The sequence below is a fragment of the Pseudomonas sp. GW822-FHT01E03 genome, assembly GCF_058802985.1.
Map to the genome: position 1 here is coordinate 494,760 of NZ_JBXAOQ010000003.1, position 25,053 is coordinate 519,812.

Sequence of the window (25,053 nt, forward strand, 5' to 3'; positions counted from 1 at the left end):
GGCTTGACTACACTCCTCGTGGAGGCCGCATCTCTCGATGCGGCGACACGGAGAAAACTCCATGAAGATAATGCGTGCCCCTTTGTTGATGATCGGTTTGCTGCTCTGTTCCCAAAGCTTCGCCGCCACAGACCAACAGAACAAGATGACCACCTGCAACGCCGAGGCGACTGCAAAAACCCTCAAGGGCGATGAGCGCAAAGCCTTCATGAGCAATTGCCTCAAGGCCACCCCGGCGGCCAACGATGCCGGCAAAGCCTTGACCCCACAGCAAGAGAAGATGAAGACCTGCAACGCCGACGCCGCCACCAAAGCCCTCAAGGGTGACGAGCGCAAGGCATTCATGAGTGATTGCCTGAAGAAGAAATAAGATCGGCTCAAGGACAGTGGTGGCTGTGCTGGCTCCATCGCGAGCAGGCTCGCTCCCACATTTGTCCGGTGTACTCAGTTCCACTGTGGGAGCGAGCTTGCTCCGGGCGGCGCTCCGACGATGGGGCCGCAGAAGGCGCTGCAAGAAATCCTGAACCACCACTAAGGTCGCCCCACACAATCCCTAGTGCTCGCACCGGATCGCTGGCAGACTGCCAATCCTTTTTACGCCGTTCGTTTTTGAGGCTGTATGCCAACGTTTTCTCAGCGTCAAGTCTTGCTGGTCATCAGCTGGGTCATCATTTTTGGCGGACTGCTGCTGGTCCTGCCGCTGCGGTTGCTGCCCAGTCTGCTCGCCGGGTTGCTCGTGTTCGAACTGGTCAACATGCTCACCCCGCAACTGCAACGGCTGATCGAAGGCCGGCGTGCGCGCTGGCTGGCGGTGGCGTTGCTGGGGACTCTGATTGTCAGCGTGCTGTCGCTGATCTTTGCCGGTGCCTTCAGCTTCCTGCTGCACGAGGCGGAAAACCCCGGCGCGTCCCTCGACAAGTTCATGGGAGTGGTCGACCGCGCGCGCGGGCAATTGCCGCCGTTCATCGACGCCTATCTGCCGGCCAGTGCCGCGGAGTTCCGCGTGGCGATTGGCGAATGGGTCAGCAAACACCTCAGTGATTTGCAACTGGTGGGCAAGGACGCGGCGCACATGTTCGTGACCTTGCTGATCGGCATGGTGCTGGGGGCGATCATTGCCTTGCAGCGCGTTCCGGACCTGACCAAGCGCAAACCGCTGGCCGCGGCGTTGTTCGAACGTCTGCACCTGCTGGTTCAGGCGTTTCGCAACATCGTGTTCGCTCAGATCAAGATTTCCCTGCTCAACACCGTCTTCACCGGGATTTTCCTGGCGGTAATCTTGCCGATGTTCGGTATCAAGCTGCCGCTGACCAAAACCCTGATCGTGCTGACGTTCCTGCTCGGCCTGCTGCCGGTGATCGGCAACCTGATGTCGAACACCCTGATCACCATCGTCGGTTTGTCGTTGTCGATCTGGGTCGCTGTGGCGGCGCTGGGTTACCTGATTGTTATCCACAAGCTCGAATATTTCCTCAACGCGCGCATCGTTGGCGGGCAGATCAGTGCCAAGTCGTGGGAGTTGCTGCTGGCGATGCTGGTGTTCGAGGCCGCGTTCGGCCTGCCGGGGGTGGTGGCGGGGCCGATTTACTACGCGTATCTGAAGAGTGAGTTGAAGCAGGTGGGGATGGTTTGATCCGCTGGATCTTTGTTGGCTGATCTGGCCCCATCGCGAGCAAGCTCGCTCCCACAATGGACCTGTGCTCGCAGGACTAATGTGGGAGCGAGCTTGCTCGCGATAGAGGCGCCTCGGTTTTGGATCAGTCCATAGAGCCGTAACGCTTGGCCGCTTCAATCGCCAGACCGCTACCGATACTGCCAAAGATGTTCCCTTCCACATGCCGTGCATTCGGCAACATCGCCGAAACACTGTTGCGCAGTGCCGGAATCCCGCTCGAGCCACCGGTGAAAAACACCGTATCGACCTGATCGACCCGCACATCGGCGTCTGCCAGCAGTTGGGTGACGCTGTTGCGCACCCGCTCCAGCAAGCTCTCGATGGCTGACTCGAACAGCGCACGGCTCAGGTCCACGCTCAAGCCCGCTTCAATGCGATCCAGCGGCACGTGGCGATTGTCGGCGTGGGTCAGCTGGATCTTGGTTTCTTCCACTTCCATGGCCAGCCAGTGTCCGGCGCGCTGTTCGATCAACTTGAACAGGCGATCGATGCCGCCGGTGTCCTCGATGTCATAGCGCATGCTGCCCAGGGCCAGTTGCGACTTTTGCGAGTACACCGAGTTGATGGTGTGCCAGGTCGCCAGGTTCATGTGGTGACTGGTCGGCATGTAGGCGCCGCTCTTCATGCGGCTGCCGTAGCCGAACAGCGGCATCAGGCCTTGCAGGCTGAGCTGTTTGTCGAAGTCGGTTCCGCCGATGTGCACACCGCCGGTGGCGAGGATGTCCTCGTGGCGGTTATCCACACCCCGACGCTCCGGCGACAGACGCACCAGCGAGAAGTCTGATGTACCACCGCCGATGTCCACAATCAGGACAAGCTCTTCTTTCTCGATGGTCGACTCGTAGTCGAACGCGGCGGCAATCGGTTCGTACTGGAACGAGACTTCCTTGAAGCCGATCTTGCGCGCCACGTCTACCAGGGTGTCTTCGGCTTCTTTGTCGGCCATCGGGTCATCGTCGACGAAGAACACTGGCCGACCCAGTACCACCTCTTCGAATTCCCGACCAGCGGCGGCTTCGGCGCGGCTCTTGAGTTGACCGATGAACAGCCCGAGCAGGTCCTTGAACGGCATCGCCGTGCCCAAGACGCTGGTGTCGTGCTTGATCAGCTTGGAACCCAGCAGGCTCTTGAGCGAGCGCATCAGGCGGCCTTCGTAGCCTTCCAGGTACTCGTGCAGCGCCAGCCGGCCGTACACCGGGCGACGTTCTTCGATGTTGAAGAAGACCACCGACGGCAGGGTGATCTTGTCGTCCTCCAGCGCGATCAGCGTTTCCACGCCGGGGCGCAGCCAGCCGACAGTGGAGTTGGACGTGCCAAAGTCGATACCCAAGGCACGGGCTGGAGATGCGTTGTTCATGTCTTTCAGGTTCCGGTTAAAAAACGGCCGCGCAGTGTATGTCAGAGCGCGCCAGATTCGAAGGCCGGTTATCTGCTAATTCTTCGCAGACAATGCCTTGAAAGATGGGGCATCCCCCCCAAACTACCCTGCATCAACCGGACAGCCGCGGGAGTGCTCGCAAGAAGCCCCGCCTGCTGCCGATAAACTTCTGCTGCGCCACCCGGTCACAAACTTGAGATCGGTCAAACCAATGGCTGCAAACAAGCGCATGCTGTGGCCTGTGGCGCGATTCTGATAACGGATGGTGATTCCCTCGATGGACTTCAAAGACTATTACAAGATTCTCGGTGTGGAGCCGACCGCAGACGACAAGGCGATCAAGGCCGCCTATCGCAAGCTGGCGCGCAAATACCACCCCGACGTCAGCAAGGAAAAGGATGCCGAGTCCAGGTTCAAGGATGCCTCGGAAGCCTATGAAGCGCTGAAAAGCGCCGACAAACGTGCCGAATATGATGACTTGCGTCGCTATGGCCAGCACGGCCAACCGTTCCAGGGACCTCCGGGCTGGCAGAGCCGTGGTGGCTTCGGTGGCGGTGGCCAGGACACGGGCGATTTCTCGGACTTCTTCAGTTCGATCTTCGGTAACCGTGGGCCAGGTTTTGGTGGTGGTGGACAGTCGCGTCGCAGCACCGGACGTCGAGGGCAGGACGTGGAAATGGAGCTTGGTGTCTTTCTCGAAGAAACGCTGTCGACCGAGTCGAAGAAGGTGACCTTCCAGGTACCTCAGTACAACGCGGCCGGCCAGCATGTGAGCAACACCAGCAAAAGCCTGAACGTGAAGATTCCGGCCGGTGTGAGCGACGGTGAGCGCATTCGCCTCAAGGGGCAGGGTGCTCCGGGCGTGGGTGGCGGGGCCAATGGCGACCTGTACCTGACGATCCGTTTTGCGCCGCACCCGAAGTTCGACGTCGAAGGCGAGAACCTGATCATCACCTTGCCACTGGCACCGTGGGAGCTGGCGCTGGGCGCCGAAGTCGCCGTGCCGACCCTGACCGGCAAGATCAACCTCAAGGTCCCGGCCGGCAGCCAGAACGGCCAGCGCATGCGCGCCAAGGGCCATGGCCTGATGAACAAGGCCGGTGAGCGCGGTTACCTGTTCGTGCAGTTGAAGGCTGTGATGCCGAAGAAATCCGACGATGACATCAAGGCCCTGTGGCAGGAGCTGGCGAAAAAAGCCGCGTTCGACCCGCGAGAGCATTTCTGATCCCTTGGAACCGAGGAGTCACTGACTATGAGCAGTCCCCTGATCGTTCAACTGGACATGGCCGAATTCTGTGAGGCGACCGAGTTGTCGGACGTCTACGTGATCGAAATCGTCGAGCACGGCATCCTCGAACCTCAGGGCGCTCAGCCCAAGGACTGGGTTTTCAACGACTACGAGCTGACCCTGGCCAAGCGCGCCGCCAAGCTGCGGCGCGATCTGGACCTGGAATGGGAAGGTGTTGCCCTGGCGTTGGACCTGTTGGAAGAGGTTCAGCAACTGCGGTCCGAGAACCGCATGCTCAAGCAGCGATTGGGGCGCTTGGTGGTCGAATGATTTCCAACTAAGGACAAACACTGATTTTGTGGCGAGGGGGCTTGTCGGACCGCCGCACCGCCCCGTTGGGTTGCGAAGCAGCCCCAAAAGCCAATCACGGCCAATTGCCTGACACACTGCATTCGCCGATTCTGCGACCGCTTCGCGCTCGAACGGGGGCAAGCCCCCTCGCCACAAAAGCATCAGACCTTTCTAGGCAACACCACGGTAAACGTCGTGCCATCAAGCTCATGGGAGCTGACTTCAATCGTCCCCTCATGGGCGTCGACCACTTCCTTGACGATAAACAACCCCAACCCAAGGCTGGTAGTAGGCTCGCCGAGCTCTTCACAGGCGCTGCGCACCAGCGGGTCGAAAATGGTCGGGATCGCATCGGAGGGGATCGGGTCTCCGTCGTTGTGCACTGTCAGTCGGACACTGTCGGTCTCACCCTTGAGAGTCAACTTCACCTCGCGTTTGCTTGAACCATGCTGCAAGGCATTGCCGATCAGGTTCTGCAGCATCTGATCGAGCCGGCGCAGGTCCCAGGTGCCACGTGTGTCACCCTGTACATCCAGGGTCGGTTCGCATTCCGGTTGACCGGCACTGGCCCGGGCAATCGCTTCGCGCGCCGCTTCGGCCAGGTCCATGGGCGCCGGCTCGATCGGCAGACGCTTGCCCAGGCGGCTGCGCACCAGTTCAAGCAAGTCCCCGACCATCACCGCCAGGTGCCCGGTACTGCGCTGGATATTGACCGCGCACTTGAGCGCATCACCTTCGAGCACGGCTTTGCGCAGCAGTAGTTCGGTGGACATGCTCACCGCCTGCAGGGGCGCGCGCAGGTCGTGGCCGAGGATCGCCAGAAAAATGTCCCGAGAGCGATTGACCTGCTCGGCATAAGTGGCCGTGGACTCCGCCAGGGCTTCGTCGATGGCTTCGTTGAAGCGGATCATGTCCTGGAAGTAGGTCAGGTCAGGCGATTGCAGGCTGTTGACCCACAGGCGGATGACACAGGCGCGCAAGTGACGGAACTCACTGGTCATTTGCACCAGATCAAAACCCACGGTATGGCGCAGTTCGCCGTGGCTGGCACCGGCCACGTCGAGGCTGGGGGTTTTCTCCGGTCCTTCGCCGCGCGACTTGGCCGCCTGTTCGGCAGGTGTCTGGGGCTTGCACATGTCCCGCGCCGAGGCCAGCAGGATCGACCGGGCATGGTCGCGCAAGGCAGCGCTGTCCATGGTTTCGGCGGCCGGGGTGATGGTCATGGCGAACTGCTCCCACTCATCGACGATGCGATCAACATGTAACACGATGAATTCGGAAAGACGCATGGCGGTTACCTGAGCAAATCGGGGACAGCGATTCGAATAGTAGTCCCTTTGCCGGAAAAAACACGACCGCTCATGCAGCGGCATAACCGCAGGCATTTCTGGTGGTACATATCTATCGATGGCTCCTTGATTTTCGAACCTTGCGGGCCTTTTTTCAGCCTTGGCCCAACAGTAATTTGGACTTTTGTTTCAGGCGCGGGTGGATAAGTCTGTTAGCTCCAACCCAGCCATCAAGGTGAAAAAACAGTGTCTGATTTGCATGGAAGCAACTCGCTGGAAACGCCCGCCCCAAACAACGGCGTTCATTACGAGCGTGTACTGGGCGCCATACCCGACGCGATAAAAAAGGCGTCGATGTCGAGAATGAAAACCCTCGAAACACTAAGGCCCGAGATCCCCGAGTGGTACAGCGCTGCACGGGAAATCGACCGTCAATACCTGAAGGAGTTGATTGAAGAGCAGGGACGCTTGCAAGGCACTCTGGACAAGACCCTGGGCAACTTGCAACACGACATCAATGCCTTCGCCAAACCGCTACTCAGTGCGTCGATGCAGGCGAACTTCAATACTGTGGAGAACTTCGACGCACTCAGCGTGCAACTTGAAGTACCCAGTAAAATTGCCTTTGTCATTGATACCGGGGCCAGTCGCGTTCGACAGTCCACGTTGCTGGAAGCGGCGTTGCACAATTTCGAGGAGGCAGAAACTACCGAAGACGCCTGGCGCAGCAGCTCCGGTATCTATCGCAAGGATGAGCGCGGCAGCCTTGCGCTTGAGACCGCGATTTCCTTGCCCAGGTTTGCATCGATGTGCCGCAGCCTCGACATTGGCGGACAGTACCAGCGGCATATCAAATCCATCCTGCTGCCGTCCACAGCAGAAGCGCGACGCGCCTTGGAGGACGAGTCGGTGGCCAGTGAAAAAGCCGCTTTCCAGGTGGCGTCACTGGTCGCCCGATTGAAAGGCGATATCAGCGACCATGCCTACGGCAAACTCGGGCAGATACGCGAGAGCCAGGCCGATACCACGCTGTACGACCGGCCGCTGCATGGTCATCGATTGTCGCTGATGGGCTTTCGTTTGACGGGCATCGTGCTGTTCAGTGCCGTCAGCGATCCGTCGCAGATCAAGCAGGCGATCGATGCCTTGACCCCCGACTCGGTGAAGTTCTGGAGCGAATGGTCGCAGCGCCTCTCGATATTGCCTGGTGCGGAGTACGAGCGGTTCAAATTGCTGCAGGCGTTTTTCGCCAATGGGCCGCAGGGGCTCAACGATGAGCTTTTGCGCCGCGACGACATCTACCATCAGAGTCGTTTGTCCGGCCACGTGATCGCCTATGTACCGGATGATCCGCAACATCCGCTCAAGGAATACCCTTCGCTGGCCGCGTTCATGAAAACCCTGATCGGTCAGCTGCGAGACACGCAATACCAGGCGTTTTTCAGCCGGTTCGTGGCGCAAAAGGACAAGGGGCTGTTTTTCAGCCGGGTCAACGAACGTCTGAAGACGTTTACCTGGCAGCAACGCGAGCCATTGGACATGGGGCCATGGTGGCGTGAAACAGCGGTTGAGAATCCCGATGCAGAGCCCATTACCAATCAGATCACGGGCGACCTGTGGGCGACATTGTTCGTTGAACGCCGCGACAAGGCCATCGCCGATGCCCGACGCATCGCGGTGCCGACCGGCGACGAGGACGCCAGCGCCCGCTTCACGCGCCTGACCAGTTACCTGAGCATTGGCTGGAACCTGTTCAATTTCGCCGCGATGCTGGTGCCCGGTCTGGGCGAAGCGATGCTGGGCATCATGATTGCGCAGATGCTCGCCGAGGTTGCCGAAGGCATCGAAGACTGGAGCAAAGGCGACAAGGAAGAGGCCTCTGCCTATTTCAATGGCGTGCTGATCAACTTTGCGCAGTTGGCGCTCATGGGCGCCGGTCACGGGTTGCCAGGCGGCCAGCTGACGCTGATCAAGGTCTCGCCCTTTGTCGAAGGGCTCAAGCCTGTGGAGGTCGCCGGCAAGCAGCGTTTGTGGAATCCGGACCTGACGTCATATCAACAATCGGTCACCTTGCCCAGGGATGGCGTCGTCGGTGAAAAAGGCTTGTACCGGCACCAGGATCAGGACCTGCTGCATCTCGACGACAAATGCTACGAAGTCAAACAGGACCCGAACACTGGCCAGCATCGCCTGCAACACCCCTCGCGAGCCGATGCCTATCAGCCCTTGCTGGAGCACAACGGCACCGGCCTGTGGAAAACTGAACTCGATCAACCGCTGGAATGGGATCGGCGTCAATTGCTCCAGCGTCTGGGCGCCTCGGTGGATGGGTTCAGCGATGAAACACTGGAGCAGATCCTGACCGTCAGTGGCGTTAACGAAAATGCGTTGCGCCGGCTCCACGTGGAGCACGAAACCCCACCCGCGCTGCTGACCGATACCCTCAAGCGCTTCAAGGCGTACGCCGACGCCGAAGCTTGCGCAGAGCAGATCCTGGCCGACCGGGTCGGCCAGGAGTGGGCCGATCTTGCCGTGCGCTTCATGACTGAGTTGCCGGGCTGGCCCGAGGGCAAGGCCATCGAAGTGTTCCAGGGGCCGGGCCTGTCGGGGGCGGCGTTCAAGGAGGGCTATGCCGGCGCGTTGCCCGCCGATACCTTGCAGATGACCTGGCAGGATTTGCTCGCCGGTGCGCTGCCTGCACGTGTGGTCGGGTTCCTGGATGAACAGGCCCTTCGCGAGATGCTGGGGCAGTGGTTTTCCGGAGACAAAACGGCGCGCACCAAGGCCTTGCGCGATCGCCTGGCCGAGCAGGCGCGGGGCAGCAAAAGGCGTTTGTTCGACAAGTTGTACGAGCGTCGGGAGCGTGCAGACGATCCCCGTGTGAGCTTGCTCAAGGGGCACGAGTCGTCGCTTTCGACCAGTGTGGCGCAAGCGCTTGTGGAACACGCACACCCCTCGGACCTGCAACATTGGGCCGAGAAACAGCGCGTGCCCTTGAGGTTGTCCCAACAGGCCTGGGAAGCGGCGCACCAGCTGCGAGTGGCGCGAGCGTATGAAGGCCTGTACCTCGGCGAGCTGCACAACACCGACACCGAGCGCCTGGAGCTGCACTCACTGGCAGCCCTGCCGGGCTGGCCCTCGGACCTGCGCCTGGAAATCCGTGAACGTTCTTTTTCAGGGACGCTGCTAGACAGCCTCGGCCCGCAGGACGCGCCCATCCGCAGAGTGTTGATCCAGAGTTCGGATCTCCGATATGAAGCACGGGACGCGGACGATCAACACCTGCACGGGTTGGACAATTTGTATGCCGCCGTGCTGCACGCATTGCCCGACTCCCAGCGTGTCGCCCTGGGTTTTGAAATTCATGACGCGGCAGGCCTTGAGCAGGCAGTAAAGACAAAGCCACTGGATCGAGCTGTGCTCGAGCCGATCCTGCGCGACAACCCGGTGCTCAAACCGTCCTACGACCCGACCGTCATGCGCTTGCGCGGCGGCATGCCGGGTTATGCGCAACAGGTCCCGCGCGGCATGGGGTTGCGCCGGCGGGCTCGCTCGCTGTATCCGGCCTTCACCCCGGAGGAAATCGAAACGCTGTTGACCGGGTTCAGCCAAAACGGTGGTTCGGTCCATGAAGGCCTGGCCGCGCTGGAGGCCGAGCTCAATCAGTTGAACCGCGCCATGCAACGCTGGATGAACTCGCCGACCGAGTCCTTTCGTTTTAGCCCGGCGGGCGTGGCGCAGTGGCATGCGCGAAACAACATCTACAAAGCGCTCAGGCAATGCTGGCAGCGCACCGGGCCGGAGGGAATCGAGGCTTCCGGCATCGTGCGGCCCCAAGCGTTGAAACTGGACAACATTCCCAAGTTGAGCCAGCTGCTTGAAACCCTGCCGAGGCTCGAGGCCAACTTCGATCATGTCACCAGCCTGAGCCTGCGCGGTGGGCAGTTGCGTTCCGGGAACATGTCGTTCCTCGACTCGTTCCATCAGGTGCGCTACCTCAATCTGCAAGACAATCTGCTGACGGCCATTCCGCAAGGGCTGAAGGACATGCGTCATCTCACCGACCTGTTCCTCAACGACAACCGCATTGAGATGGATGTGCTGGCGGTGGATCGCCTGAAGAATCTGACACGCTTGAGGTCGTTGGGGCTGCGCGGCAACCCGCTGAAGCTCATTCCTGATGTCAGCCGGATGCCGCATTTGCAGGTGCTGATGCTGAGTGACGCCGGTCTGGACAGTTGGCCTGTCGGACTGTTTTCCCAATCGCGGCCTCGCAGTATTTTCATTGATCTGAGCCGCAATCCGATCAGCCGGATACCGGAAGTCGCACCCGGATCGTTTCGCGCCGAGTTGCTGGCGCGCACGGTGATCAGTCGGGGGCCGCACTGGATCTCGCCGGAAAACCTCGACACCCTCAAGTTTTACATCGAGTCGGTCGGCATGGACCCGGACCGCCCTTACCCACCCCGAGGCCTGCTCGACAGCTCGGAATGGGCGGCGGGCATGACCGAGCGGCAATGGCAGGAAAAACAGGAAGTCTGGAACGCGGTCGAGGATGAATTCGATTCGGTGCCGTTTTTCAACGAAGTCCGCAAACTCACCCAATCCGCCGACTTCAAGGCCGGCGATACCTATCAGACGGAACTGACGGCCAAGGTCTGGCGCATGCTTGAGGCCATGGCCAGCGACACTGAACTGCGCATCAAGTTGTTCAACGAAGCCGCAACCCCCACCGAATGCGTGGATGGCGGGACGCAACTGTTCAATGCCATGGGCGTGCAGGTGATGGTTCACGAGGCCTACGCCCTCGTGCGCGCGGATCTGATCGAGACGCAATTGCTTGAGCTGGCCCTGGGTAAATCCCGGCTCGATGAACTCGGCGCCATCGCCCGTCACCGGGTGTCTGAGCGATTGGCGAAGGGAGAACAGCTCCGTCGGACCGGTGCCGATGGCGAAGTGACCGGCACTATCGATGAAGTGGAAGTACACCTGGCCTACATGACCGATCTGGCGCAGCGCCTGGATTTGCCGTGGCAGGCACGGGGCATGCAGTTTCGCAGCATCGCCGAGGTCAGCAAAGAGATGATCGAGGCAGCGCTCCAGCGGATCAAGGCGCTGGAGGAGGGTGATCTGCTGATCGACCGGGTCTTTGAGCAACCGCTCTGGAAGTCCTGGCTGGAGTCGACTTACCGCGAGGAATTGAATGGCTTGAAACGCCGGATCGACGCCACCACCGATTTGCAGGACGCGTTGCAGCGCAGGGCTGAAGGTACGCGGCTCACCACCGAGGAAAAGGCTGCAGTGGAGTTGGAAATCAAGGGGCTGTGCAGCGAATTGGACAAACCTGAAACTGACTTTGCGGATGGCCGGCTGATGACTGAAGAGGCGTATGGTCAAGCCTTGAATGACATCGACCGACAGATCACGCAGCAGCTGAAAAACCTGACCCGAGAAGCGATGACGCGGGCCAGGCTGGACCGGCTGCGGATTGGGGCCGATCAATAATCACGGAAAAAACAAAGGCCTCGACACCCTGGGTGCGAGGCCTTTGTGTGGGGTGCAACAAACGGCTCAGAACAGGAAGTAACGCTGGGCCATCGGCAAGGTTTGCGCTGGCTCACACCACAGCAACACACCGTCGGCCTTGACCTGATAGGTCTGCGGATCGACGTCGATGTTCGGCAGGTAGTCGTTGTGGATCAGGTCGGTTTTCTGCACGTCGCGGCAACCTTTGACCACTGCGATTTTCTTTTTCAAACCCAGGGCTTCGGGCAAGCCTGCATCCTGCGCCGCCTGGCTGATGAAGGTCAGGCTGGTGGCGTGCAGCGAACCTCCGTAGCTGGCGAACATCGGGCGGTAGTGCACCGGTTGTGGCGTCGGGATCGAGGCATTGGCGTCGCCCATCAGGCTGGCCGCGATGGCACCACCCTTGAGAATCAGCGTCGGTTTCACGCCAAAAAACGCCGGGCGCCAGAGCACCAGGTCGGCCCATTTACCCACTTCGACCGAGCCCACTTCATGGCTGATGCCGTGGGTGATCGCCGGGTTGATGGTGTACTTGGCGATGTAGCGTTTGGCTCGGAAGTTGTCGTTGCCTGCACCATCGCCGGGTAGCGGCCCGCGTTGTCTTTTCATCTTGTCGGCAGTCTGCCAGGTGCGGGTGATGACTTCGCCGACCCGCCCCATGGCCTGGCTGTCTGAGCTGATCATCGAGAACGCACCGAGGTCGTGGAGGATGTCTTCGGCGGCAATCGTCTCGCGGCGGATTCGGCTTTCGGCGAAGGCCACATCCTCGGCAATGCTCGGGTCAAGGTGATGGCAGACCATCAGCATGTCGAGGTGTTCATCAATAGTGTTGCGGGTGAACGGCCGGGTCGGGTTGGTGGAGCTTGGCAGCACGTTGGCAAGACCGCAGGCCTTGATGATGTCCGGCGCGTGACCGCCACCGGCACCTTCGGTGTGATAGGTGTGAATGGTGCGGCCCTTGAAGGCGGCAATGGTGGTCTCGACGAAACCGGATTCGTTGAGGGTGTCGGTGTGGATCGCCACCTGCACGTCGAACCGGTCGGCCACGCTCAGGCAGTTGTCGATACTCGCCGGCGTGGTGCCCCAGTCCTCATGCAACTTGAGGCCGATGGCACCGGCCTTGACCTGTTCGATTAACGGTTCGGGCAGGCTGGCGTTACCTTTGCCGGTGAGGCCGATGTTCATTGGGAAGGCATCGGCGGCCTGGAGCATGCGCGCCAGGTGCCATGGTCCGGAGGTGCATGTGGTCGCATTGGTGCCGGTGGCCGGTCCGGTGCCGCCACCGATCATGGTGGTGACGCCGCTCATCAATGCCTCTTCGATCTGCTGCGGGCAAATGAAGTGGATGTGGGTGTCGATGCCGCCGGCGGTGAGGATCATGCCTTCGCCAGCGATGACTTCGGTGCTGGCGCCAATGGCGATGGTCACGTTCGGTTGCACGTCCGGATTGCCCGCCTTGCCGATGCCGGCGACCCGTCCGTCCTTGAGGCCGACGTCAGCTTTGACGATGCCCCAGTGATCGATGATCAGTGCGTTGGTAATCACCGTGTCGACCACTTCGGCGGCGAGCAGCTGGCTTTGGCCCTGGCCGTCACGGATGACTTTGCCGCCGCCGAATTTCACTTCTTCGCCGTAGGTGGTGAAGTCCTGTTCCACTTCGATCCACAACTCGGTGTCTGCCAGGCGCACCTTGTCGCCGACGGTGGGACCGAACATGTCGGCGTAGGCTTGACGGGAAATCTTCATGTGTTCGCCTTGAGATTCAATTGAATTTGAAACCGTTCGCTGCGCTCACTTTCGCGAGCAGGCTCGCTCCCACAGTTGATCGCGTTCCCCTGTGGGAGCGAGCTTGTTCGCGATGGGGGCGGTACTGACAACGCATTAATCAGAGATCGCCCATGATCCGCCCGGCAAACCCGAACACCCGACGATGCCCCTCCAGATCGACCAGTTCGACCTGGCGACTCTGCCCCGGCTCGAAACGCACGGCGGTGCCGGCGGGGATGTTCAGGCGCATGCCGCGGCTGGCGGCGCGGTCGAAGTTCAGGGCGTCATTGGTTTCGAAAAAGTGGTAATGCGAACCGACCTGGATCGGCCGGTCACCGCTGTTGGCCACCGTCAGGCTGATCGTGCGGCGGCCGACGTTAAGTTCGATGTCGCCGGGCTGGATCTGGTATTCACCGGGAATCATCAATGGGCTCCTTGGAGAATCTTGTAGAAGAAGGCAGTGGGCTTGTAGCGGCCGCTCGGGTCGCAGGCGTAATCGGGAATTTCCCCGGCGCGGGTGTAACCCAGGGCTTTGTAGAAATCTTCGGCGGGCGAGCCTGCTTCAGTATCGAGGAAGAGCATGCCGCGCTTGTGTTGCAGGGCGGCCTGTTCCAGCGCACTCATCAACTGTTGGCCTAGACCACGCCGCCGGGCATGCTCGCGCACCAGCAGTTTCTGCACTTCGGCGCGGTTCAAACCGTTGGCTTTGCGGCACAACCCCAATTGCACGCTGGCTTGCACCTGTTCGTCCTTGACCACTACCCACAGCAACACATTGCCCTTGATCAGATTGTCCTGAACCTCATCGAAATAGGCGTGTGCCTGCGTCGCATCGAGATCGGCCATGAAGCCAACGCTAGCGCCATAGCCGACGGCGTCGAGTAGCAGATCAATCAGGCCCTGACGGTAGTGCGCGAAACTTTCTACATTGACGCGTCGCAGTTGGGCGGGGTTCATGGGCAATCACTCCTTGTTGGCGGCAGGTGGCTGTGCGCCAGGATTGAGGGTCAGTTGCATGAAGGTCAGGTCCAGCCAGCGACCGAACTTGGTGCCCACCTGTGGCATCTGCCCGGTGGTAATAAAACCGATGCGCTCATGCAGGCGAATCGAGGCGGCGTTGCCACTTTCGATGGCCGCGACCATGACGTGTTTGCCACAGTCTCTGGCGCGCTCGATCAGCACGTCCATCAGCTTTGGACCGAGGCCATTGCCGCGTTGATCGCTGCGCACGTAGACCGAATGCTCGACGGTGTGGCGGAAGCCGTCGAACGGGCGCCAGTCGCCGAACGAGGCGTACCCGAGCACTGTGTCGTCGGCATCGACAATCACCAGAATCGGATAAGCCTGGGATTGCCGGGCGCTGAACCAGGCCTGGCGGTTGCCGAGGTCGACCGCCTGCTCGTTCCAGATCGCCGTGGTGTTGAGTACCGCGTCGTTGTAAATGTCACGGATGGCTGGCAGGTCTGCATGCACGGCATCGCGGATGTGGTAGGTCATGGCGCGGCCTCAGGCGATGGGTTGGTGGACGGTGACCAGTTTGGTGCCGTCGGGGAACGTGGCCTCGACCTGGATTTCCGGGATCATTTCCGGGATGCCTTCCATCACTTGTTCGCGGCTCAGCAGGGTGGTGCCCAGGTGCATCAGGTCGGCCACGGTCTGGCCATCGCGGGCGCCTTCAAGCAGCGCGGCGGAAATGTAGGCCATGGCCTCCGGGTAATTGAGTTTCACGCCTCGAGCCAAACGTCGCTCGGCCACCAGGCCGGCGGTGAAGATCAGCAACTTGTCTTTTTCGCGTGGGGTCAGGTCCATCGTAGACATCCATCCGGGCAGATTAAAAAGAGTGGGATCTGCTTGCACAGAACCCCTGTAGGAGCGAGCCTGCTCGCGATGGCGTCGGCACATTCAACATAAATGGCGCCTGATACACCGCTATCGCGAGCAGGCTCGCTCCTACAGAAAAGCAATTCAGGTGTTCCATATTCTGGGTGGCAAGGCTTCACGGCCAAGCAAGACTGGACGCAACAACTTCCAGAGTTCAATCAACCACCCTCGCGCCAACAGCGCCTCACTGGCCAGGCATCGGGCAACCAACAACCCCGGCAACTGCGTCAGATCCCCGCGCACGTCATGGCTCAGCGAGCGGCAGCGCTCCAGCAGTTCGCTATCAATTTCACCCGTCACCAGCAATGTCGCAAACACCGGTTGCCCATCCATCCCAATCGGCGAATCGAGCAAACCGTCCGCCCCGACAATGCGCTGGCGTTCGTGCCAGAGCAACTGGCCGTCGCGGCGGATATCCAGTTGTGCCTGAAAATGCCCGAGGTCGAAGCGTTCGCCACTGGCCGGACGGCCCAGGGCCACGACGTCCCAGTAGAACAAACGGGCATCGCCTTCAAGCTCAATCCCGGTGCTGAGTTCAGCCTGCGCCGCACTGAAAATGATCGTCTCCTGGGGCAACCATTCCAGTGTCGCACCGGCCGCCACCTTCAACTTCAGCTGCTGATAGGCGGGGCCAGCGGCGCGATACCACTTGGCCGCGCCGGGGCTGGTGATTTGTGCCCAGGCATCACGCTCGACGCTGGCCGAAATGTCCAGCCGATCACCGCCGGCTATTCCGCCGGGAGGGTGGACGATGATGTGCTGGCAGACCTCTGGCCCCTCTGCATACAGGTGCTTTTGCACCCGCAACGGACCTTTGTGACGGCGCTGGACCGGGCGGGTGGTGTTGTCGAATCGGGCGTAGCCCAGTTCCAGTTCGGCATGCCAACTGGGGGTAAACAAAACGCCGGATGCAGGAAGAGTCATGGTCAGTGCTTATCGAGAGGTCCTCAGGAGGGTTGCAAAGGCTGTGCCGCAGGGCATCACTGGAAGGAGAGCGCCGTTGAACGTCGCCGCGCACCAGTTGAGGGCGCGGCGTGGAAGATGGTGCGACAAAATGGTGCTTCGAGCCCGCTGTGGACAGAAGCTCAGATCGTGACCAGCCCGCGCACCCCTTCAGCTTCCATATTCTCGCCGCGACCCTGTTGCACGATTTCGCCCCGGGACATCACCAGGTATTGATCGGCCAGTTCGGCGGCGAAATCGTAGAACTGCTCGACCAGTAGAATCGCCATGTCGCCCCGGGCCGCGAGTTTTTTGATCACGGCACCGATCTCCTTGATCACCGAGGGTTGGATGCCTTCGGTGGGCTCATCGAGGATCAGCAGGCGAGGGCGGCTGGCCAGTGCACGGCCGATGGCCAGTTGTTGTTGCTGGCCTCCGGACAGGTCACCCCCTCGGCGTTGTTTCATTTGCAGCAGTACCGGGAACAGCTCGTAGATGAACGCCGGCACTTCCTTCGCTTCGCTGCCGGGAAACCGCGACAGGCCCATCAGCAGGTTCTCTTCCACGGTGAGGCGGCCGAAGATTTCCCGGCCCTGTGGCACGTAGGCGATGCCGGCATGCACACGCTGGTGTGGCTTGAACGTGGTGATCGGCTTGCCTTCCCAGTTCACGGAGCCTTCCTTCGCTGGCAGCAGACCCATCAGGCATTTGAGCAGGGTGGTCTTGCCCACGCCATTTCGGCCGAGCAGGCAGGTGACTTCGCCGACCTTCACGTCAAACGTCAGGCCGCGCAGGATGTGGCTTCCGCCGTAGTACTGGTGCAGCTTTTCGACTTGCAGCATTTCCAGATTCTCCTCAGATCCCCTGTGGGAGCGAGCTTGCTCGCGATGGCGTCGGCACACTCAATATTGTTGTTGACTGATACACCGCTATCGCGAGCAAGCTCGCTCCCACAGTTGGATAGGTGTTTGCAGGTTTAGCGACCGAGATACACCTCGATCACCCGCTCGTTGTCCTGCACCTGCTCCAGCGACCCTTCGGCCAGCACGCTGCCCTGATGCAACACCGTGACGTGGTCGGCAATCGAGCCGACGAAGCCCATGTCGTGTTCCACCACCATCAGCGAGTGCTTGCCGGCCAGGCTCTTGAACAGCTCGGCGGTGAATTCGGTTTCGGCGTCGGTCATGCCCGCGACCGGTTCGTCGAGCAGCAGCAATTGCGGGTCCTGCATCAGCAGCATGCCGATCTCCAGGAATTGTTTCTGGCCGTGGGACAACAGGCCGGCCGGGCGATTGACCGACGAGGTCAGGCGAATGGTATCCAGTACTTGGGCGATGCGGTCTTTCTGCTCGCCGCTCAAGCGCGCCCGCAGGCTGGCCCAAACGGATTTGTCGGTTTTCTGCGCCAGCTCAAGGTTTTCAAACACGCTCAAGGCTTCGAACACCGTGGGCTTCTGGAACTTGCGGCCGATACCGGCCTGGGCGATCTGTACTTCGCTCATTTGCGTCAGGTCCAGGGTTTCGCCGAACCAGGCCTTGCCGTGACTGGGGCGGGTCTTGCCGGTGATCACGTCCATCAGGGTGGTCTTGCCCGCGCCGTTGGGGCCGATGATGCAGCGCAGTTCGCCGACGCCGATGTACAGGTTCAGATTGTTCAACGCGCGGAAGCCATCGAAGCTGACGCTGATGTCTTCCAGGGTCAGGATGGTGCCGTGGCGCGTGTTCAGCCCTTTGCCGGCACGTTGGCCGAGACCGATGGCATCGCGGCTGCTGCCGGCGTCGCGGTTGGGTTCCAGTGGCGGAAAGAACGCCGGTTCGAGCATGAATGCAGCGGTTGCAGTGACCCTCATTGCTCACCTCTTTTCTTCAACAGACCGATCACGCCCTTGGGCAGGTACAGGGTCACGACGATGAACAGCGCACCAAGGAAGAACAGCCAGTATTCGGGGAATGCCACGGTGAACCAGCTCTTCATGCCGTTGACCACACCGGCACCGAGCAACGGACCGATCAAGGTGCCGCGACCGCCAAGGGCCACCCACACCGCTGCTTCGATAGAGTTGGTCGGCGACATCTCACTCGGGTTGATGATCCCCACTTGCGGCACGTACAGCGCACCGGCCAGGCCACACAACACCGCGCTCAATACCCAGACAAACAACTTGAACCCGCGCGGGTCGTAGCCACAGAACATCAGGCGGTTTTCTGCATCGCGCAGCGCAGTCAGTACCCGTCCGAATTTGCTTTGCGCCAGGCGCCAGCCGATAAACAGGCTCGCCACCAGCAACAGCACCGTGGCGAAAAACAGCACCGCGCGGGTGCCCGGCTCGGTGATGCCGAAGCCGAGAATCGTGCGGAAGTTGGTGAAGCCGTTGTTGCCGCCGAAGCCGGTTTCGTTGCGGAAAAACAGCAGCATCCCGGCGAAGGTCAGGGCCTGGGTCATGATCGAGAAATACACGCCCTTGATCCGCGAGCGGAAGGCAAAGAAGCCGAACACCAAGGCCAGCAACCCCGGCGCCAAAACCACCAGGCACAGGGTCCAGAGGAAGCTGCTGGTACCGGTCCAGAACCACGGCATTTCGGTCCATGACAGGAACGTCATGAAGGCCGGCAAGCCATCACCCGCGGCCTGGCGCATCAGGTACATACCCATGGCATAGCCGCCGAGGGCGAAGAACAGGCCGTGCCCCAAGGACAGCAGGCCGGCGTAACCCCACACCAGATCCAGCGCCAGTGCGACGATGGCGTAGCAAAGAATCTTGCCCACCAGCGTCAGCGTATAGGCTGAAACATGCAGCGTGCTGTCCACCGGTAACAACGACAGGAGCGGCAGCGCCAACAGCAGAGCGAGAATCACTGCACCGACGGCAATCGAGGCTTTAGGGCCGGCTTTTTGGGTCGCGGTAACGAGCAGGGGCTGGTTCATCAGTCGATCACCCGTCCTTTGAGTGCGAAGAGGCCTTGCGGACGTTTCTGGATGAACAGAATGATCAGCGCGAGGATGAGGATCTTGCCGAGTACGGCACCGATCTGCGGTTCGAGAATCTTGTTGGCGATCCCCAGGCCAAACGCCGCCAGCACGCTACCGGCCAACTGACCGACACCGCCGAGCACCACCACCAGGAACGAGTCGATGATGTAGCTCTGGCCGAGGTCCGGGCCGACGTTGCCGATCTGGCTCAGGGCCACGCCGCCAAGGCCGGCGATGCCCGAACCGAGACCGAAGGCGAGCATGTCCACGCGTCCGGTGGGCACGCCGCAGCAGGCGGCCATGTTGCGGTTCTGGGTGACGGCGCGAACATTCAGGCCCAGGCGAGTCTTGTTCAGCAGCAGCCAGGTCAGCACCACCACAAACAGCGCAAAGGCAATGATGACGATGCGGTTGTACGGCAGCACCAGGTTCGGCAGCACTTGAATGCCGCCCGACAGCCACGCGGGGTTGGCCACTTCGACGTTCTGCGCGCCGAACACCAGACGAACCAGTTGAATCAGCATGAGGCTGATGCCCCAGGTGGCGAGCAGGGTTTCCAGTGGGCGGCCATAGAGGTGGCGAATCACCGTGCGCTCCAGCGCCATGCCGATGGCCGCGGTGACGAAAAACGCCACCGGTAGCGCCATCAGCGGATAGAACTCGATGGCCTGCGGGGCGAAGCGCTGGAACATCAGTTGCACGACGTAGGTCGAGTAGGCGCCGAGCATCAGCATCTCGCCGTGGGCCATGTTGATCACGCCGAGCAGGCCGAAGGTGATCGCAAGTCCCAGGGCCGCGAGCAGCAGAATCGAGCCCAGGGACATGCCGCTGAATGCCTGGCCGAGCATCTCGCCGACCAGCAGTTTGCGTTTGACTTGAGCGAGGCTGGTTTCAGCCGCAGTACGTACGGTGGCATCGATTTCAACGCCAGGCTCGAGCAAGCCTTCGAGACGGGTGTGGGCCAGCGGGTCACCGGTTTCACCGAGCAGGCGGACGGCTGCGAGGCGCACGGCCGGGTCGCTGTCGACCAATTGCAGGTTGGCCAGGGCGAGACTCAGGGCACTGTGGACGCCTTCGTCCTTTTCGCCCGCCAGCTGCTGGTCGAGGAATTTTAACTGCGCCGGTTTGGCACTTTTCTGTAGTTGCTGCGCAGCGGCCAGACGCAGTTTGGCGTCGGCGGCGAGCAGTTGGTGGCTGGCCAGGGCGGTGTCGATCAAGCCCCGCAAGCGATTGTTCAGGCGCAAGGTTTTCGGCTGGCCGTCGACGGTCAGTTCGCCTTGTTGCAGGGCGTTGATCAATTCGATGCGGGCCGGATCGGGCTGCGCGGCCCAGGCTTCCAGCAGCCTGGCTTGCTGCACGGGATTGGCGGCGACGAAGTCTTCGGCGTCGCCGGCGAAAGTGGCCATCGGCAGCAAGAGTGCAATGGCGAAAATGATGCGGTAAAGGGCGGTGGGCATAGAGAGTCGCCTTGACGCGGACATTGTGGGAGCGGGCTTGCTCGCGATAGCGGTGGCCCAGTCAAAGAGATGTCGAATGTGCCGACCTCATCGCGAGCAAGCTCGCTCCCACAGGGAGTTGTGTCGGCCTCAGGCACTGAGCCTGGCGCCGACATCCAGTGGCTTAGTTGCTCTTCATCGCGTAGTCCGGTTTCTTGTCGTTACCCGGAATGAACGGGCTCCACGGCTGGGCGCGGATCGGGCCTTCGGTCTGCCACACCACATTGAACTGACCGTCGGCCTGGATCTCGCCGATCATCACCGGCTTGTGCAGGTGGTGGTTGGTCTTGTCCATGGTCAGGGTGTATCCGGACGGCGCGGCAAAGGTCTGGCCGCCCAGGGCTTCGCGAACTTTGTCGACGTCGGTGGACTTGGCTTTTTCAGCCGCTTGCGCCCACATGTGGATGCCGACGTAGGTGGCTTCCATCGGATCGTTGGTCACCGCTTTGTCGGCGCCCGGCAGGTTGTGTTTCTTCGCGTAGGCTTTCCAGTCGGCGACGAATTTCTTGTTCGCCGGGTTCTCAACCGACTCGAAGTAGTTCCACGCCGCGAGGTTGCCCACCAATGGCTTGGTGTCGATGCCACGTAGTTCTTCTTCGCCCACCGAGAACGCCACGACCGGCACGTCGGTAGCCTTCAGGCCCTGGTTGGCCAGTTCTTTATAGAACGGCACGTTGGAGTCGCCGTTGACGGTGGAGATGACCGCCGTCTTGCCGCCTGCCGAGAACTTCTTGATGTTGGCGACGATGGTCTGGTAGTCGCTGTGACCGAACGGGGTGTAGACCTCTTCGATGTCCTTGTCGGCCACGCCTTTGGAGTGCAGGAACGAACGCAGGATCTTGTTGGTGGTTCGCGGGTAGACGTAGTCGGTGCCGAGCAGGAAGTAGCGCTTGGCGCTGCCGCCTTCTTCGCTCATCAGGTATTCAACGGCAGGGATCGCCTGCTGGTTCGGCGCAGCGCCGGTGTAGAAGACGTTCGGCGACATCTCTTCGCCTTCGTATTGCACCGGGTAGAACAGCAAGCCGTTGAGTTCTTCGAACACCGGCAGCACCGATTTACGCGACACCGAGGTCCAGCAACCGAACACCACGGCGACCTTGTCCTGGGTCAGCAATTGACGACCCTTCTCGGCGAACAGCGGCCAGTTCGAGGCAGGGTCGACCACTACCGGCTCGAGCATCTTGCCGTTCACGCCGCCCTTGGCGTTGATCTCGTCGATGGTCATCAGCGCCATGTCTTTCAACGACGTTTCGGAGATCGCCATGGTTCCGGACAACGAATGCAGAATACCGACCTTGATGGTCTCGGCGGCCTGGACAGTCCAGGTCATGCCCATCGCGGCAATGGATGCCGAGAGTGTGAAAGCCTTGATCAAACTGCGACGCTTCATTGTGCGATCTCCATGAACTTATGAGTTTTCTTGGTTGGCAGATGCGGACTACTGAAGGTGTGTTTTGCAAGGGCTGTGCCCGGTCGGCAAAGGCAGGGAAATGTCGGTTTAGAGCGGTCGTGCGGTTTGATGGCGCACCATGAAGGATCGCGACAGGCGTGTTGGTGCGAAGAGGTGCGCCAGATTGGAGCGCAGATCTTGTGGGCAACCCCAATCAACTGTGGGAGCGAGCTTGCTCGCGATAGCGGTGGGTCAGACACCGTCATGTTGGATGTGCCGCCGCCATCGCGAGCAAGCTCGCTCCCACAGGGATCAGCGACGGCGCATCAGGCCGATGAAGAACAGTCCGCCAATCGCGGCGGTTGCGACGCCGATGGGAAGATCTTCCGGGGCGATCATGGTTCGGGCGGCGACGTCGACCCAAACCAGAAACACGCTGCCAAGCAACACGCACACCGGCAGCAATCGTCGGTGTTCAGCCCCGACCAGGCGCCGCGCAATATGCGGCACCATCAACCCGACAAAACCAATCGAGCCGCTGATCGACACCAGCACTCCGGTCATCAACGAGGCAATCAAAAACACCCGCAGGCGCACGGTGCGTGCATTCAGGCCCAGGGTCACCGCTGTCTGTTCACCGGCCATCAGTGCATTCAGCGGTCGCGCCATACCCAGCAGCAATATCAGCCCGAACAACACACTGGCTGTCGGTACCGCCAGCAATTCCCAGCGTGCCAACCCGAGCCCGCCGAGCATCCAGAACATCACCGCCGAACTGGCTCGATGGTCGCCCATGAACAGCAGCAAATTGGCAATCGCCATCATCACGAACGACACCGCCACGCCGCACAGCAGCAAGCGGTCACTGTCCAGGCGTCCATGACGACTGGCAATCATCAGCACCACCAGCATGCTCAGCAATGCCCCGATGAATGCCGCGATCGGCAAGGTCAACAGGCCAATGATTTCACCGACATGCAGCACCACGATCACCGCGCCAAGTGTGGCACCGGAAGTCACGCCGAGCAGGTGCGGATCCGCCAACGGGTTGCGCGTGACTGCTTGCAGCACCGCGCCGATCAACGCCAGGCCCGCGCCCACCAGCGCGCCGAGCAGCATGCGCGGGACGCGGATCAGCCAGACGATATGTTCCTGTCCGGGGTTCCAGTCCACCACACCGAAACCGAACAGTTTATGCAACAGGATGTGCCACACCACATCCAGCGGCACCCGCGCCGGGCCGAAACCCAGGGACACCACGCACGACACCAGTAACAGGGCACCGAGTGCGATCAGCATCAGGGCGTAGCGACGGTTGGTCATTCGCCGTGGAAACCCTTGGCCAGGGTTGCGACCGCCAGCACGTTATCGATCCCCGGCGTGGCCTGCACGTAAGGGATGACGATGAAGCGCTGGTGCCTGATCGCGTCCACCGATTGCAGGGCCTTGTTGCTCAGCAGGAATTGAATCTTCTGATCGGCAGTGACTTCGCTGTAGTCGACGATCACGATCACCTGCGGGTTGCGCTCGACCACGGTTTCCCAATTGACCCGGGTCCAGCTTGCGTCGACATCCTCCAGAACATTGCGCCCGCCAGCGGCGTCGATCAGCGCTTGCGGCATACCCAGGCTTCCTGAGGTCATGGCGCGATCTTCGCCGCTGTCGTACAGGAAGACCCGCGGTTTATCCGCGGGCAGGTCTTTGCCAATGTCTGCCACTTGCGCCTGCATGTGGGTGATCAGGGCATTGGCGCGGTCCTGCACGTCAAAGATTCTGCCGAGGTTGCGCAGGTCGTTGTAGGTGTCTTCGAGGCTGGCCGGCGGGCGCTTCATCACGAAGGCGCAAGACTCGCTCAGCTCATACACGTTGATGCCCAGCGGTTGCAGGGTTTGCGGCGTGAGATCGCCGCCGATACGCATGCCGTAGTCCCAGCCGGCGAAGAAGAAATCGACGTTGGCATTGAGCAGGGTTTCCACCGACGGGTACTTGGCCGCCAGTTCCGGCAGGCCTTCGAGAATGCCCTGCATCTCGGGCGTCACGGCCTTCCAGCCACTGATGCCGCTGTAACCGGCCATCCGTGGTTTGAGGCCGAGGGCGAGCATCATCTGGGTCATGTTGATGTCGTGGCTGAGCGCGTGTTTTGGTGCCTGCTTGAAGGTCACTTCGCGGTTGCAGCTTTTGATTGTCAGCGGGTAACGGGTGGCTTCGGCCAATGCCTGGACGCTGCCCAGCAGCATCACGAGAGAGAGGCAGGAGCGCAGCAGGGAACGCAAAGTCATGGTTGGGTTATCCAGGTGATTCGTGGGTAGCCGTGCAGTGGATGTTCATCGATCAGTGCTTGGACGCCGAACACATTGCGCAGCAGCGCAGCGGTCAGGACTTCTTTCGGCGTGCCGCTGGCGACGATACGACCATGGTTGATCACGTACAGTCGATCACAAAAAGCCGCCGCCAGATTGAGGTCGTGGATGCTCGCCAGGGTGCCGATATTCAAGCGCTTGACCAACTTCAAAAGCTCAAGCTGAAAATGCGGGTCGAGGTGGTTGGTCGGCTCGTCAAGGATCAGCAGTTGTGGTTGCTGGGCCAGGGCGCGGGCGAGGATGACCCGCTGTTTTTCACCACCGGAGAGAGTGGCGAACCCGTGGTCTTCGAAGCCCTTGAGGCCGACGGATTCCAGGGCCTGATTGACCAGGTCGCGGTCTTCAAGGGTGTCGCCATCGAACAAGCCTTTGTGCGGCGTGCGGCCCATGGCGACCACCTCCTCGACGGTCAGGCCGAAGGCATCAGGGAACTCCTGCAACACCACGGCGATGCGTTGCGCGCACCAGCGCGAGGAGTGCTTCCAGACGTTCTGGTGATCGAGTCTGACCTCGCCGCTTTCCGGTTGATTGAAGCGCCAGGCACACCGCAACAGGCTGGTCTTGCCACTGCCGTTGGGGCCGATCAGCCCGACGAACTCACCGGCGGCCACGTGTAGCGAGGCGTCACGCAGCTGGAATTGGTGGTGGCAATGGCCGTGACCCAGTGGGGACCAGGTAAGGTTTGTCAGATTCAGCGAGGTCATGCAGTGACTCTTGAGGTGATGCTGATGGCCCCTTCGCGGGCAAGCTCGCTCCCACAGGTCTTACGCAATCCCTGTGGGAGCGAGCTTGCTCGCGAT

21 protein-coding genes are annotated in these 25,053 nt (G+C 60.9%); 5 read left to right on the forward strand and 16 right to left on the reverse strand.

Annotated elements, in window-relative coordinates:
• Positions 1–61 precede the first annotated feature (61 nt).
• Entirely contained in the window at positions 62–370 is a 309-nt protein-coding gene (locus AC1RP7_RS08295) for a PsiF family protein (RefSeq protein WP_340312286.1), read from the forward strand.
• 249 nt (positions 371–619) lie between these two features.
• Positions 620–1,633, forward strand: a complete 1,014-nt coding sequence (locus AC1RP7_RS08300) for an AI-2E family transporter (RefSeq protein WP_056725372.1) — start codon at positions 620–622, stop codon at positions 1,631–1,633.
• Positions 1,634–1,757: 124 nt separating this feature from the next.
• Here the strand turns inward: AC1RP7_RS08300 and AC1RP7_RS08305 are convergent, their stop codons facing one another.
• Complete coding sequence (locus AC1RP7_RS08305) at positions 1,758–3,032, reverse strand: Hsp70 family protein (RefSeq protein ID WP_057712201.1); 1,275 nt, start codon at positions 3,030–3,032, stop codon at positions 1,758–1,760.
• A 298-nt stretch (positions 3,033–3,330) separates the two neighbouring features.
• Between AC1RP7_RS08305 and AC1RP7_RS08310 the strand changes: the two genes are divergently transcribed.
• The gene (locus AC1RP7_RS08310; protein ID WP_057712200.1) at positions 3,331–4,278 is read left to right on the forward strand and encodes a DnaJ C-terminal domain-containing protein; all 948 of its coding nucleotides are present in this window, start codon (positions 3,331–3,333) and stop codon (positions 4,276–4,278) included.
• Between the two features lie 27 nt (positions 4,279–4,305).
• Positions 4,306–4,611, forward strand: coding sequence for a chaperone modulator CbpM (locus tag AC1RP7_RS08315; protein WP_489847471.1), 306 nt, complete (start codon positions 4,306–4,308; stop codon positions 4,609–4,611).
• A gap of 182 nt (positions 4,612–4,793) precedes the next feature.
• Here AC1RP7_RS08315 and AC1RP7_RS08320 read toward each other — a convergent pair whose 3' ends face one another.
• Positions 4,794–5,921, reverse strand: coding sequence for a sensor histidine kinase (locus AC1RP7_RS08320; protein ID WP_493181589.1), 1,128 nt, complete (start codon positions 5,919–5,921; stop codon positions 4,794–4,796).
• A 246-nt stretch (positions 5,922–6,167) separates the two neighbouring features.
• On the opposite strand from AC1RP7_RS08320, the gene AC1RP7_RS08325 reads away from it, so the two are divergent.
• Positions 6,168–11,426 (forward strand): NEL-type E3 ubiquitin ligase domain-containing protein, encoded by a 5,259-nt coding sequence (locus tag AC1RP7_RS08325; protein ID WP_493181590.1) that lies wholly within the window; start codon positions 6,168–6,170, stop codon positions 11,424–11,426.
• 66 nt (positions 11,427–11,492) lie between these two features.
• On the opposite strand, the gene ureC is transcribed toward AC1RP7_RS08325, so the two are convergent.
• The 14 genes from ureC to AC1RP7_RS08395 form a co-directional block, all read right to left on the reverse strand.
• Positions 11,493–13,193, reverse strand: a complete 1,701-nt coding sequence (ureC, locus tag AC1RP7_RS08330) for an urease subunit alpha (protein WP_407514971.1) — start codon at positions 13,191–13,193, stop codon at positions 11,493–11,495.
• Between the two features lie 139 nt (positions 13,194–13,332).
• The gene (locus AC1RP7_RS08335; RefSeq protein ID WP_493181591.1) at positions 13,333–13,638 is read right to left on the reverse strand and encodes an urease subunit beta; all 306 of its coding nucleotides are present in this window, start codon (positions 13,636–13,638) and stop codon (positions 13,333–13,335) included.
• Entirely contained in the window at positions 13,638–14,171 is a 534-nt protein-coding gene (locus AC1RP7_RS08340; protein WP_090452874.1) for a GNAT family N-acetyltransferase, read from the reverse strand. The genes AC1RP7_RS08335 and AC1RP7_RS08340 overlap by 1 nt, the downstream gene beginning before the upstream one ends.
• Before the next feature lie 6 nt (positions 14,172–14,177).
• On the reverse strand, positions 14,178–14,711 hold the full coding sequence (locus tag AC1RP7_RS08345) for a GNAT family N-acetyltransferase (RefSeq protein WP_057712193.1): 534 nt from the start codon (positions 14,709–14,711) through the stop codon (positions 14,178–14,180).
• Between the two features lie 9 nt (positions 14,712–14,720).
• Positions 14,721–15,023 (reverse strand): urease subunit gamma, encoded by a 303-nt coding sequence (locus tag AC1RP7_RS08350; protein ID WP_057712192.1) that lies wholly within the window; start codon positions 15,021–15,023, stop codon positions 14,721–14,723.
• Positions 15,024–15,179: 156 nt separating this feature from the next.
• Positions 15,180–16,019 (reverse strand): urease accessory protein UreD, encoded by an 840-nt coding sequence (locus tag AC1RP7_RS08355; protein ID WP_493181592.1) that lies wholly within the window; start codon positions 16,017–16,019, stop codon positions 15,180–15,182.
• Between the two features lie 161 nt (positions 16,020–16,180).
• Positions 16,181–16,879, reverse strand: coding sequence for an urea ABC transporter ATP-binding subunit UrtE (urtE, locus tag AC1RP7_RS08360; protein ID WP_090452880.1), 699 nt, complete (start codon positions 16,877–16,879; stop codon positions 16,181–16,183).
• A 134-nt stretch (positions 16,880–17,013) separates the two neighbouring features.
• Positions 17,014–17,886, reverse strand: a complete 873-nt coding sequence (gene urtD / locus AC1RP7_RS08365) for an urea ABC transporter ATP-binding protein UrtD (RefSeq protein WP_493181593.1) — start codon at positions 17,884–17,886, stop codon at positions 17,014–17,016.
• Positions 17,883–18,962, reverse strand: coding sequence for an urea ABC transporter permease subunit UrtC (gene urtC / locus AC1RP7_RS08370; RefSeq protein WP_218495163.1), 1,080 nt, complete (start codon positions 18,960–18,962; stop codon positions 17,883–17,885). The genes urtD and urtC overlap by 4 nt, the downstream gene beginning before the upstream one ends.
• Positions 18,962–20,464, reverse strand: a complete 1,503-nt coding sequence (gene urtB, locus AC1RP7_RS08375) for an urea ABC transporter permease subunit UrtB (protein ID WP_493181594.1) — start codon at positions 20,462–20,464, stop codon at positions 18,962–18,964. Before urtB ends, urtC begins: the two co-directional genes overlap by 1 nt.
• A gap of 163 nt (positions 20,465–20,627) precedes the next feature.
• On the reverse strand, positions 20,628–21,893 hold the full coding sequence (gene urtA / locus AC1RP7_RS08380; protein WP_057712186.1) for an urea ABC transporter substrate-binding protein: 1,266 nt from the start codon (positions 21,891–21,893) through the stop codon (positions 20,628–20,630).
• 312 nt (positions 21,894–22,205) lie between these two features.
• A complete protein-coding gene (locus AC1RP7_RS08385; RefSeq protein ID WP_493181595.1) occupies positions 22,206–23,216 on the reverse strand; it encodes a FecCD family ABC transporter permease in 1,011 nt (336 codons plus the stop codon).
• Positions 23,213–24,172 (reverse strand): ABC transporter substrate-binding protein, encoded by a 960-nt coding sequence (locus tag AC1RP7_RS08390; protein ID WP_493181596.1) that lies wholly within the window; start codon positions 24,170–24,172, stop codon positions 23,213–23,215. Before AC1RP7_RS08390 ends, AC1RP7_RS08385 begins: the two co-directional genes overlap by 4 nt.
• Positions 24,169–24,957, reverse strand: coding sequence for an ABC transporter ATP-binding protein (locus AC1RP7_RS08395; RefSeq protein WP_090452889.1), 789 nt, complete (start codon positions 24,955–24,957; stop codon positions 24,169–24,171). Before AC1RP7_RS08395 ends, AC1RP7_RS08390 begins: the two co-directional genes overlap by 4 nt.
• Positions 24,958–25,053 lie beyond the last annotated feature (96 nt).